The 12,698-nt window shown below is 27.7% G+C and carries 9 protein-coding genes; 1 reads left to right on the forward strand and 8 read right to left on the reverse strand.

The features are described from left to right. Nucleotides 1–10 precede the first annotated feature (10 nt). The 4 genes from Q8X41_RS06920 to Q8X41_RS06935 all read right to left on the reverse strand — a co-directional run bounded on the left by Q8X41_RS06920 (nt 11) and on the right by Q8X41_RS06935 (nt 5,554). On the reverse strand, nt 11–1,498 hold the full coding sequence (locus Q8X41_RS06920) for an ABC transporter substrate-binding protein (RefSeq protein WP_397539520.1): 1,488 nt from the start codon (nt 1,496–1,498) through the stop codon (nt 11–13). Further along, the gene (locus tag Q8X41_RS06925; RefSeq protein ID WP_397539521.1) at nt 1,491–2,531 is read right to left on the reverse strand and encodes a ThiF family adenylyltransferase; all 1,041 of its coding nucleotides are present in this window, start codon (nt 2,529–2,531) and stop codon (nt 1,491–1,493) included. The genes Q8X41_RS06920 and Q8X41_RS06925 overlap by 8 nt, the downstream gene beginning before the upstream one ends. Nucleotides 2,532–2,915: 384 nt before the next feature. Beyond that, a complete protein-coding gene (locus tag Q8X41_RS06930) occupies nt 2,916–3,647 on the reverse strand; it encodes a DUF5825 family protein (RefSeq protein WP_397539522.1) in 732 nt (243 codons plus the stop codon). After that, complete coding sequence (locus Q8X41_RS06935) at nt 3,644–5,554, reverse strand: RiPP maturation radical SAM C-methyltransferase (protein WP_397539523.1); 1,911 nt, start codon at nt 5,552–5,554, stop codon at nt 3,644–3,646. Before Q8X41_RS06935 ends, Q8X41_RS06930 begins: the two co-directional genes overlap by 4 nt. 171 nt (nt 5,555–5,725) lie before the next feature. Between Q8X41_RS06935 and Q8X41_RS06940 the strand changes: the two genes are divergently transcribed. Next, a complete protein-coding gene (locus tag Q8X41_RS06940) occupies nt 5,726–6,616 on the forward strand; it encodes a helix-turn-helix domain-containing protein (protein ID WP_397539524.1) in 891 nt (296 codons plus the stop codon). Nucleotides 6,617–6,775: 159 nt separating this feature from the next. On the opposite strand, the gene Q8X41_RS06945 is transcribed toward Q8X41_RS06940, so the two are convergent. The 4 genes from Q8X41_RS06945 to Q8X41_RS06960 all read right to left on the reverse strand — a co-directional run bounded on the left by Q8X41_RS06945 (nt 6,776) and on the right by Q8X41_RS06960 (nt 12,698). After that, nucleotides 6,776–7,945: an MFS transporter gene (locus Q8X41_RS06945; protein WP_397539525.1), complete on the reverse strand. Its 1,170-nt coding sequence runs from the start codon at nt 7,943–7,945 to the stop codon at nt 6,776–6,778. A gap of 812 nt (nt 7,946–8,757) precedes the next feature. Next, nucleotides 8,758–9,045 carry a hypothetical protein gene (locus Q8X41_RS06950; protein WP_397539526.1) on the reverse strand — a complete coding sequence of 96 codons (288 nt, stop codon included), beginning with the start codon at nt 9,043–9,045 and terminating at the stop codon, nt 8,758–8,760. A gap of 433 nt (nt 9,046–9,478) precedes the next feature. Continuing rightward, complete coding sequence (locus Q8X41_RS06955; RefSeq protein WP_397539527.1) at nt 9,479–12,349, reverse strand: ATP-binding protein; 2,871 nt, start codon at nt 12,347–12,349, stop codon at nt 9,479–9,481. After that, nucleotides 12,342–12,698, reverse strand: coding sequence for a response regulator transcription factor (locus Q8X41_RS06960; RefSeq protein ID WP_397539528.1), 357 nt, complete (start codon nt 12,696–12,698; stop codon nt 12,342–12,344). Before Q8X41_RS06960 ends, Q8X41_RS06955 begins: the two co-directional genes overlap by 8 nt.

Here is a 12,698-nt window from a genome sequence, read left to right on the forward strand (position 1 = left end):
TTATTCACCCCTATTTTTTCCATTTCAAATTATTAAATGACGGGATTCCATCACTAGATAATCTATAATTTATTATTAAAGAATCTTTCATATAAATACTTTTACCTGTACATATCGGAATTATAGGTAAATTATCTAAGAGTGTTTCTTCTAAAGAAGATAAATTTTCATAAGTATTATCTAACATTGCTTTTTCTAATAATGAAGAATATACTTCTTCATTTTCTAAACCATACATTTCGTACGAATAGGGTATATAGTATGCAAAAGGATGTGAAAATAATGGACTAACTAGTGATAAACACATATCATAATCCCCTGTATCTTCCCTTTCAACAAACATATTAAAAGGTAGTTTTTCTTTAATTACTGTTATGCCCAATTTATCTTTCCATTCTTGTGCTATAAAATCTATAATTTCTTCATTCGGAAAAAAATCAGCAAAAGTAATAGTAATTTCTTTAAATTTATTTAAAAATTCTTTTTTTGAATTTATATTTGAATTTAATTTATCTTCACCCAAAAAAATCCTTACTAAATTTTCAGGAATAAAGTTTCCACAAGCATTGACTCCACTTCTTAATTGTTTTTCTAATTCTATTCTGTCAATAGAGTTATATAGATCTTTTTTAAATTCCTTATTATTTAAAACAGGAATTGAATTTGGATTGAATTGTAAATTAAACAAAATCGAGGATTCTTTTAAATGAAAATCTGTATATTTTGACATATGTTCTAATTGCGAAAATGGGAAATGAGTATGACAAGTTATATCTACTATGTTTTCCTTATAGCGCTTTATAGAATTTTGTGCGTCATTATAAACATCAAACCTAATATTTTTTATAGAATTCTTATCGATTTTCTCTCTAAACGGATTTATTTCCAACTCTATATAAGAACTTCCAATTTCAATGATTTGATATGGACCATTTGAAATAGGTTTTTCAAAATTCATTCTAGTTATATGTGATGGATACGGGCTACTGGCGCTTAATGAAAATAATTCAAACAGATATGGGACACTATTTTCAAATTCAACCTTAAATATATAATCATCAATTACCTTTACTCCCAATTGTTCAATTTTTTTTTCACCATTTAAAATTTCTTTTGCATTTTTTATATCTAAAAATAATTGCGAAAATGGACTATCAAGAGTAAACATTCTATAAAAATTTTCAACAAAATCTTTTGCAATTACCGATTTCCCGTCAGACCATTTTTTTTTAGGGTCTAAATTAAAAAGTATAACTTTCTTGTCTTTTGAGAGATTAAAACTTTTCGCAGCAGCACCAACCCATGATTTACTATCTTCATCTTTGTATAATAATGGTTCTCTGATTGCTTGATTAATGATTCTTCCATTAAAATCTAAACAAAATAATGAATCTATTGAAAGTGGCATATCATCCATTTCTATAATTAATTTACTTCCTATACGATTTTGAATTGGTCTAGCAACTATATTCTGATTAAATTGATTAATTTTAACCACAGTAACACCTTCTATCTAAATCATCTTTTTCATAAAAATCAACTGACATACTTATAAAATCGAAAGTACATCTTCTCCCCATACTTATTGCATTACTATTTGTAGACATATAAAGTATGATATCTTTTGCTAAAAATGTCGAAATAATAGTATTAGTTGCACCAAATGAAGCTTTAATTTTAAGCTTACTAGAATCTCTTATTTCTTTTTCCCAATCTTCCATAAAGTCATTTTCTTCTTTATTATGACATGCTAAACATTTAGTTTTATTTGGTACAATCAGCGGTCCCCAAAAACCTCTATGTCTACCAACACCACCAGAAATCCAGGGTATATTTTTAGCTTTACAATAATCATCAATTATACATGGCAAATTTTTTGGTTGATCAGCTGCATTTACAAGAAAATCCACTTTGTGATTATCTAGTATTTCTAAATCTTTTGCAGAATGAATCACACTTTTATACGCATAAACAGTTGAATTATTATCCATATCCACAATATATTTCTTTGCTAAATCAACCTTAAATTCACCAATGTTTTCCTTTTTATAAATGAATTGTCGGTTAAAATTATCAATCTCAATAGTGTCTGGATCTATCAATATAAATTTTTTTATTCCCGCTCCAACCAGATGTTGTAGTACGACTGAACCTACTCCTCCTACTCCAATAATTGCAACACAACTTTTTTCCAGATTTTGTTGTGATAGATTTGCATTATCAACAAAATCATCTAAATAATTTATCTGATTTTGTACAATGGTCCCCTTATACTGTTGTCTATCATAATCAGAACGTAAAATTCCATTTTCTAATAACGATTTAAATAATTCCTTTATTTTTTCTTTTTCACTTTCACTTGAATTACTTATTAATTCCTCTAAAGAATAAGATTGATTTTTCAAAGAGATTAATGCCGTTCTCTGTGCATCTGATATTTTTTCAAGTTCAAAGATATCATCATCTACTAGAAAAACTCGACCATTTTTTAAAGTTATTATTTGGTATCTATCTGCAATTCTAAATTTCACTTCGATCTAACTCCTTTATTATATTTTTATATAAAGAAGAAACATACTTGAGTTCAAGTATGTTTCTTTCAAAGATTAAGTATTATTAAAAAGACATGGATGGAGTGTTATATTATGATCGGTTAACTATTAATCGTTTTGTTGTTGGTTTCACTTTTACAATACGCATTTTCAATCACCTCCATTAATTACCTTTATTAAGTTTAAGAGCGGTTAACTATTAATCGTTTTGTTGTTGGTTTTACTTTTACGATACGCATTTTTAATCACCTCCTTTCATTGCCTTTATTAATTTTAAGAACGGTTAACTATTAATCGTTTTGTTGTTGGTTTCACTTTTACGATACGCATTTTCAATCACCTCCCTTCATAGATTTATAAAAATTAAATTGTTGTATAAGGAATAGACTTTTCGTTAATATGCTGAACTATATTAAACACCATATTATCTACACACACTAAAATACCTAGGTCAATAAATAAAATGACCAATTCTTCAGTATATTCAGATATTAATTCATCTAATTTTTGAAATTCTTTTGTACAATTAAATAATTTTACTTCTAAATTTGTAATTAATTCATAAATTTGAGGTTCGTTTTGAATACGAGCATCTCTAATTTTTATATATTCTGGTCCTTGTCTATAGATAAGACTTTCCAGGGCGTAATTATTTTTCCAAGTAATCACTAAATTTTCATCCTCATTTTCACTTAAATACGGTGGTTGAAAATGAAATAATGGAGAAAAATCAATTACGTGTTTAGAATTTTGCTCCCATTGGAGAACGATATAATTTTCTTGACATTTTTTTAAAAAATGTAGCTCTTTAAGAGTTTGTTTACATTTTTTCTCATTTAACTCAAGAGTTGTGTATATTTTCTCTACTCCAAATTCTTTTAATTCCGTTATAAATTCTCCATTGAGGTTATCATTTGCCTGGCGGATAATCTCAATTTCTAATCCTAACTGTTTTTTATCACTGTTAATATTTTTTAACTTTGATAAAAATACATTTAATTTTGCATATTCTAACTTAATTGTCTGTGCTTTATCTCCAAAACAAGAAGCTGCAGCAATCGATTCATTTGAAATGTAATTAATAGTATCAATCATTGTAGTACCTCTTCTCTCATAAATTCCAAGTATCTATTTGAACGGATTCTTTGAGAATCATAAGGAATTGCTAAAGAGAGATATTTGTCATCTTCTTTATAGAAATAGCCTTCTTTTGATTTAGAATTTAAAAACTCTTCAAAATAACCATTGTTTATTCTGTCATCAGACAATTTTGCATTAAGCCTGTTTTTTAATGCTTTTATTGTTTTTACAGTATTTAGTTCTTTAAAAATTTCAATGTGTAGTGGATCTTTCCAATATGTTTCTTTTTCATCTTTAATTCCTCTAGTGTCAAAGAAATATAATTCTCCATTCATATTGTATCTATAATAGAATTCCGCGTTTGTATATAGCATTTGCCAATCATTGATAACATTTCTTAAAATATCTGCTTGATTCTCAGATAATCCAGCTTTATTCGACTCGAAAATATATGCCATATCCATAAGTTCTTTTTCAGGTAAGTCATAAACTAATTTATAAAATTTTGCTGGTTCTATAACTTTTAATCCCATCTCAGGTTTATTAAAATATGGACTAAATCTCTCTAAAGATATTCGGACTGCACCACCTGGTGGTTGAATATGATTTAAGAGTTTCATACTTTCTAAATCATAGAATTCCCATTTTTCACCAGGAAATCCGTATAATATATTCCAAGTAACAGTAATACTATATTGTTCACAAAACTTTAGTAATTGAACATTTTGAATTCCTGTAATTCCTTTATCCATAATTTTCAACACTTGACTACTTAAATTTTCTATACCTGGTTGAATTTTTTTAATTCCTGATTCATGAAACAATTTTATTTGATCTTCCATCAAATTAGCTTTTACTTCATAAAAAATATGTAAATTCCAGTCTAATTCCTTTATTTTTGGTAAAAGTTCTTTCATATATTTAATATCTAAAATATTATCCACCATAAAGATATCAACTGTTTTAAATTTTTTTACCATACTAGTTATCATATCGAATGCACGTTCGGCTGGTTGGCTTCTAAAACCAATATAAGAACCATTAAGTCCACAAAATGTACATTGATGTTTTGCTCCCCACCAACATCCCCTGGAAGTTTCTAAGATTAAAGATGGTCTTATATTTTCTGAAACATCTAGAGAATGAATTAATTCGAAGTAATTATCAAACCAAGGAAATGGAACACTATTAAAATCAATTGGCACAGATAACATTGGATTAAATTTTGAAACTCCATTTTCTCTATAACAAAGCCCATTTATATTTTTGTATTTTACTTTTTCTTGATTTGTTAGTAAGGCTTCGATTAACTGTGGAAATGAAACCTCTCCTTCTCCTCTCATTACAAAATCAATATAATGATAGTTTTTATGAAGAGCTTCACCTTGTTTACCATCACAATTTGCTCCACCAAATGCAATCTTAGTATTTGGATATTTCTCTTTAATAGATTTAACAACTGCTAAAGAAGGCATATTTTGCATAAACGAGCTTGTAAATCCAATTAAATCGTATTCTTGATTAATATGTTCATTCATTAACCATTCAATAAAATTTGGTGCCTCATCATACATCCACTCGATGATTTCCATTTCTTCTTTAGTAAGTGCTTTCTCTTCTAAAACAAATTGAACATACTCTTTACGTTTATACTCTTTTCCATAAAATGCTTTTGTAAAAATCCAATCTCCTACACCATAAGCAAAATCAGCTTCTGAAATTAACGCATAATTGTATGCTCTATCTATATCTCCATTACTTTTTTGATAAATATATTCTGCCCATAAAACATTCGCATACAAAATTTCACAAGATACATTTGAATTAGAATACTTTTCATCTACAACAGATTTTAATATCCCTAACTGAATTGAAGGCATATCTATTGAAGCCCACGGCATTGTTATTAATAATATTTTCATATACACACGCCCCCTATCCTTAATGTACAAATGGTAAATCTAGTGCTATAATTGTAAATAAAATTGAATTAATGTAGATAAATGGTAACATTTTTTTGATTTTCAAATAATTATATTTATTCATTTTTACACCTCTATATAATATATTAATTTTTTGAAAGGATAATTTTTATGTTTGATAATTCATTAGGCTCAGAAATAATGCGATTGCGTAAAGAAAAAAATTTAACACAAAAAGAACTAGGAGAAGAAATTTGTACACAAGCCACAATAAGTATGATTGAAAAAGGAGCTATTAAACCTGGACTTGATATTTTGTATTTAATCTCTTTAAAGTTAGATAAACCCATTTCATATTTTGCTAATATTATGTTAAATGAAGACTATCCTTTAATTAATTCAATTGTTCAAGAGTTAGAGTCATTGACTATCTCTCATAACTATCAATTAATTTATTCAATTATTAAACGAGAGCTATCATTTAAACCAAAAGATAAATGGTATGAATTATTTTTGCATTGGCATTATTTTTTAAGTGCATATTACTTAAATTTCATTTCCATCGACATTGCTATTGAACGATTAATAAATTTATTAAATAGTAAGCATAATTCTATTTTAAAAAAAGATTTTCTATACGATCGTATATGCAATTCAATTGCTATTTTATATTCCACTAACAAAAACTATGAAAAAGCACTTTTTTTCTATAACAAAATTAATTTAAATATCAATGATACAATGTCGCCTCGTTTAAACCATCAAGTATACAAACTTCGAATAATATACAATAAAGCCAAAACTTTATATGATATGAATTCTTTAGAAGAATCAAAAATACAAATAGAAATAGGAATTAAAAGTTCTATCAATTTGGAAAACATGTCTTTTATAGGTAGTTTTTATTATTACTTAGGTCTTATACAAGAAAAACTAAATTATAAAAAGGAAGATATATCTCATTCTTTTAATAAAGCTTATTTCTTCTTCAACATATTAGATAGAAAAATGTATAAGGAAATAATGGAAAAAGAACATCGCGTATTTCTTAATTTAGATTAGAACATTAATTCTATTCAACCTAATTTTAGTTGTTTTTATTTATTTCACAATAAAATATAAGTATCTTAATATTATTTAATTTTAAATTCTTAATATCCTAAAAAATGCATCATTTTAGAGCTTATAGCCCTAAAATGATGCATTTTTTAAATATATAATTTAAACTTTTTTTATTGTTTTTAAGTACTTTAAGTACAAGAAAATAGAAATGATTGTGACAGTACTTGCAAGAATCATAAACACCATATTTAATTCCACTACTTTATTTAAAACACCAATAATCATAGAAAATGCTGCCATTAAAAGACCTGTTAAAGCATTACAAATAGATAGTAATGATGTCCTTATTTTATTTGTAACAGTTTCATGTAATTCTATATTTAAACTTGTATCCCAAATTTCAAATAAAATATTTGTAATCATAAATATAGCCAAGATGATAAGCGCTACATTAATACTCATTGCTAAATACAAAATCACCGATATTAATAATGTTAAAAATATAATACGATACTTACCAATTTTCCCAATTAAATATTCAATTTTAAATGATGCCAAGGCACTTATGACAGAAAGAATAAAAATTGAAATAGAAATGGTTTGTATCCCAAATCCTACATCTTTTAACATAATAGCACCATATTGATACAAAATAGATACTAATCCCTGCATTAAAGCAATAACCATAATTAATAGTTTATACTCTTTCCTAGTAGCGACAAATATTTTTATTTCTTTTAAAATGTCACTAAATTTATTTCCTTCATCCTTTTCTTTTGTAGATTTAATTTCCTTCACCGTCATAATTAGTATTAATGCAATAAGTTGAGCAGCAATAGTTACGCTAAATATTAATAATTCATTTATTTTATACATAGTTCCTGATAACAATGCACTAATAGCTATTGCAATGATTGCAATAGCATTATATTTACCAATAAACTTAGTATATTCTCCCTCTTTATCATCTGATGAAATCCCCTCATATACAAGAGACTGATCTGATCCAGATATCAATGAAACGCCTATTCCATATAATACAAATCCAATTAATAAAATCGGATAATATTCATATGCAAAGAAAGTTAATAAGTATAAAATTATAAATATGTGTCCAAGTATAATAGATTTTTTTCTTCCAATTTTATCAGAAATAATACCTGATGGAATTTCAAATACTCCCATTATTATGTTTAATAATCCTTGTAGTAATCCAATCTCAATAAGTGAGTATCCTTTATTGGATAAAAATATCATCCATAAAGTTCGTTCAAAAAATAAACTTGCCCAAAAAATATAAAAGTACATTTTTTTCATTTGCTTATTCATCTGACTAACCTCTACATCCTATATATTTTTTTATATTTGAGTTTAGTATATGTACTTCATTTACACCATGAATTATAAGTATACTTATAATGTAAAACACCCATTTGCCCTCTCCCGCTTTATAGAGGCACACGATGTACTCGATCCGCAAAAAGACTATCCCATTGAGAAATATTTTATGGAATGGTACAAGACATAATCCCCCCTAATCTGCAAATAACAAAAAGAAACTTGAATCACTATCAGTATTTGTATCCTCAACTTGCAAATTATCAATTTTATTTTGTAACTGATCAATTTGTTTCATTAAGTTTTCATGGAACTGTGTTACGGTCAATAAATAACATAGTTCTTCATTGCACTAGGATTATTTGCTACAGATTCAAGTATGGATAATACAGGCTGATATACCTCATTAGGAATTAACCCATTTTCTGATAGATATATATTTCATTCATCTGTTGTTAGTTCAATACCCCTGACTTCAATTTTTGACACGTTCAATATTTAACATTTACGCACATCCTTTTTATAAAATAAAAAAAGTAGGATATTTTATTTACCCTACTTAATACCAACTGACTCTTTGCATATTCAAATCTATTATTTCCTGTTCAAGATAATTAAATCTATTTTTTAGTTCTTTTATTTCTTTTTCATTAAAATTATAATGTTTATTAGCGTATTTATACATAATAACTCACCACACTCAATTAATATTAAACGCCCATAGCATTGAAGGGTGTTAACTATTTAATCTTCTCTAATTGAAATCCCTGCCATATTTAAATACCGCTCATACTCATCGATAACTACTGTATAGGGCTTAGAATAATCATTCTATATCCATCAACTGCTGCAACACCATAAAAAGATTCGATTCTAGCCCCTTTAAAACATAAATTATATCTATTAAAATAACCCTTTTTATCAGGATAACAGTTCAACCATTCATTCTCATATGATTCATCAGGTTCTCTATCACTAACAATACTAATTCTAATATCATTTATATAGTTGTATCTACCTAGATCATCATCATATGTCCAATCAAACTTATCAGAGTTAATAATTTCATCTAAAAATTCTTTAAGTTTCATTCTAATTAGTTACCTTCCTTTTATCGTTATCATTCGACATAAAGGGAGAAATTTCCTTCTATTTTTAATAATACAAAGCAAAAAGAAATTTATCTGAAGATCCAACTTTTTATCCTTCCTCTCAAAGGTTAAAATGGTATGTGCTACGGTCTAGCTTTAGACCACTTCCATATATATAATTTGCAATCGACTCTTGAAATCGTTGTGGGAGTTAGGTTTATTAACTTTATAGGTTGGTGGTAATTGAAAATTTCCAATAGTGTACTCATAATCATAAGGATTCTAAGATTAGTACCACTAACTTTCATTTAACGTAAAATAATCTGCAAGGCAAGTTCGATAGTAAAACCATTATCTTTTTTCGTTTATTTTTCTGTTAAAAGAGTATAGACAAGGTATTTATAATTAGTAGGAAATAATCATAGTACTATACTCAATTTAAATTTTTTATATCCTCCGATTTTTTTGTTTCCGCCCATTTCTCAGAATCATTTTTCAAAAGTTCAACAAATACTTTCGAAAGTAACTCTGGGGGATATGGTTTAGTAAAGTATTTAACAATTTCATACTTATCCACTTTTTCTTTTGGCTCATCTAATGCAGAAGATATAACAATAGGGATACCACTTGTTTGTTTTGTTTCTTTTAGTTGGTGAACCAAATACCATCCATCTACGTCATCGGTAAGCACAAGGTCAATTACTATTCCAACTAAAGGCATTTTAAGCGCTTTTTCAAAAGCTCGTTCGGGATCATAATGATGAATAACTGTAAATCCTTTACTTTTTAGCTCTTCTGATAAAAGCCAAGCTAAACTCCAATCATCTTCTACGATCATTACATTTAAGCCTTGCTTCCCCTCATGAAAATCCTCAGGTTGTCCAATATTTTCAACCATCAATCTCTTACCCTCAACTGGCAATGTAAAATATACAGTTGTTCCTTTACCTTCTTCAGATTCTAACCAAATTTCCCCACCATGTTTTGTAATAATTTCTTGACAAATTGAAAGCCCTAATCCAGTACCACCTATTTTTCTTCTAGAACTATTATCAATCCTCTTAAACTTTTGAAATAACTGAGGAATACTCTGTTTAGGAATACCTATTCCATCATCTTTGATACTCACTTGAAGTAAGTTACTAGTATTTTTAAGCGTAATTGTTACATTTCCTCCATTCGGAGAGAATTTTATGGCATTGTCAATTAAGTTAATAAATACTTGAATTAACCTTTCTTGATCAGCTTTAACCTGGATATCAATTGCCTTATCAATTAAATGTACATTATGATTTTTCTCTTGACGATAGCGATTCAATAGCTCAAAAACAATTTCATTAAGCAATAGCGATTGCATATTATATTGTTGTTTGCCTGATTCCATACGCTGTAAATCTAGAAAATCATTAATAAGATTTTTTAAACGTATCGCTTCATTATTAATTGTTTCAATGTATTTTCGTTGTCTCTCAGGTTTTAAGTTTTTCGTTAAAAGTAATTCAGTAAATCCAAGTACACTAGACAATGGAGTACGCAGCTCATGGCTCACAGTACTAACTAATTCTGATTTCATTTGGTCAATTTCATATTCTTTTGTTATATCCCTATGAACAAATATTGTTCCTACTTTTTCAGAGCCTTCATATATGCTTGTAGCATATACTTCCACAAAAACTTCGACTTCTTTTGAAATAGAATAACGAAGTTTTCGAGTATCTTTAAAACTTTCTGTAACGGCTGTATCAAAAAATTCTATTAATTCTTCAGGATTTGTGCAAATGTTTCGGAAATGATTTAACCAAAATTTTTTTGATATATTTTCCCCTTCAAGTTTATTTTCACATTGAACTATTTTACAATACGCAACATTAATTAAGACTACATCACCTGTTGCAGAAACTAATTGAATTCCTTCATTTACATTATCAATAATATTTTGATTTAATTGTCTTGACCTTTCTACTTCTTCATACATCAAGATGCGCTCGAAAGCTATAGAAACACGGTTTAATAACCCATTTAAACTGTTAATTTCTTGATTGGAATATGAATATCCTTCTCGTGTAGCAATCATCACAGCTACTAAGTGTCCCTCGGAATTTAAGACGGAGGAATATAGATCATAGCAATAATAAGGTTCTTGAGCAATGCCATGTGCATTTGGTAGCACTTCACGTTTAATAATGAATGATTTTTCTTCTTCTAATCGTACACGTTTATCAATATCAATATTTTCAACAAGTATTATAGCGGATTCCTTGGATAAACCTTTCGTAGCATATACATTACCTTCTAACCAATATAAAACACTCATATCCAATTTATAAATGTCATTTAAATAATTATGTAGTTTTTCAATTAAATTTTGTTTATCTAATGTAAATGTTAATACATGATTAAGTTGATTAGATTTTTCTAACTGACTTACTGAGTTTTGCAATTGCCATTGATGTTCCTGCAGCTCATCCTGTTGAGCTAAAAGCTCTTCATTTTGTGTAGTTAATACTTCTTCTTTTTCTTGAATAGATTGAATCATTTTATAATAAGAATTAGCTAATACCCCAAATTCGTCTTCTCTCGAAACTAGACTCCCAAGTTCAAATGGCTTTCCATGAGCAAATGCATTAGTAGCTGCTGTCAATTGTTCAATTGGACGAATTATATTATTAAGCACTCGTCTCATTATTAAACCTATAAATAATAAAATTATTCCGCTGAGTATTAAAGAAATTAATGTAAACTCTTGCTCCCGTACTATTGTTTCTTTAAAAAGTTGATTCAATTCTCCATCCGTTTTTTTCTGGTATGATTTTGTATAATCTAAAAATTTATTAACCAATTCATTAGTTCCATTACTCGAAAGTTTTCTTAAAGATTTATAATCATTCTCTTTTACATACCCAATTGCCTTAGGTAAAATAACTTCCTTATAGTTTTTATTAAAATCGATTAATTCTTTGTATAATCCCTTTTCTTCTTTTGAAAGTGGTAATTGAGAATACTGATTCAAAAGAACCTCAAAATTTTTTAAATCTTTTTTAAGTAAATTTAGCTCCTGGGTATTTTGAAAAGCATAATACCCCCTAGCTCTGAAAAATATCCCATTAAAATTTTCTTGTAATTCATCTACCAATTCAGCTTTTTTAAATAGAAGCTCACGTTCATTTTGCAATTTTTTATTTTGTTCATTAACATATAGAAAGAAAGCGAGCATACTAGTTAAAAAAGTTGCTGTTAAAATTAATAGCATTTTTAAAAATTTACTACGAATGCCTTTCTTTAATAGAGGAATTAAATTAAACACTTAATATTTCCTCCACCAAATTTAATAGTTCAACTGGACTAAAAGGTTTAGACATAAAGTAATTTACACCCTTTTGGAATACTAATTGACGGTCAGATTCTTGTGCTTTAGCTGTAAGCATAAGTACAGGTAAATGAATATCTTTGGGTAACTGTTCTATCACTTCAATTCCAGACAAATTGGGCATCATATAATCTAAAATCATTAAATCGTATGATTGTTCACTAACTTTTTTTAAAGCCTCTTCCCCATCCTCTGCTTCATCAATTTCACAGTCTAAGTCTTCTAACGTATCACAAATAAGCATTCTTAATATTTCTTCATCGTCAACAACTAAAATACGTTTCAT

The organism is Rummeliibacillus pycnus, assembly GCF_044359855.1.
Taxonomy (GTDB): Bacteria; Bacillota; Bacilli; order Bacillales_A; family Planococcaceae; genus Rummeliibacillus; species Rummeliibacillus pycnus_A.

What these genes read in the sequence shown, in the direction of transcription:
- Q8X41_RS06930 (WP_397539522.1), bottom strand. Translation starts at nt 3,647, where the DNA reads ATGATTGATACTATTAATTACATTTCAAATGAATCGATTGCTGCAGCT.
- Q8X41_RS06935 (WP_397539523.1), bottom strand. Translation starts at nt 5,554, where the DNA reads ATGAAAATATTATTAATAACAATGCCGTGGGCTTCAATAGATATGCCT.
- Q8X41_RS06940 (WP_397539524.1), top strand. Translation starts at nt 5,726, where the DNA reads ATGTTTGATAATTCATTAGGCTCAGAAATAATGCGATTGCGTAAAGAA.
- Q8X41_RS06945 (WP_397539525.1), bottom strand. Translation starts at nt 7,945, where the DNA reads ATGAATAAGCAAATGAAAAAAATGTACTTTTATATTTTTTGGGCAAGT.
- Q8X41_RS06950 (WP_397539526.1), bottom strand. Translation starts at nt 9,045, where the DNA reads ATGAAACTTAAAGAATTTTTAGATGAAATTATTAACTCTGATAAGTTT.
- Q8X41_RS06960 (WP_397539528.1), bottom strand. Translation starts at nt 12,698, where the DNA reads ATGAAACGTATTTTAGTTGTTGACGATGAAGAAATATTAAGAATGCTT.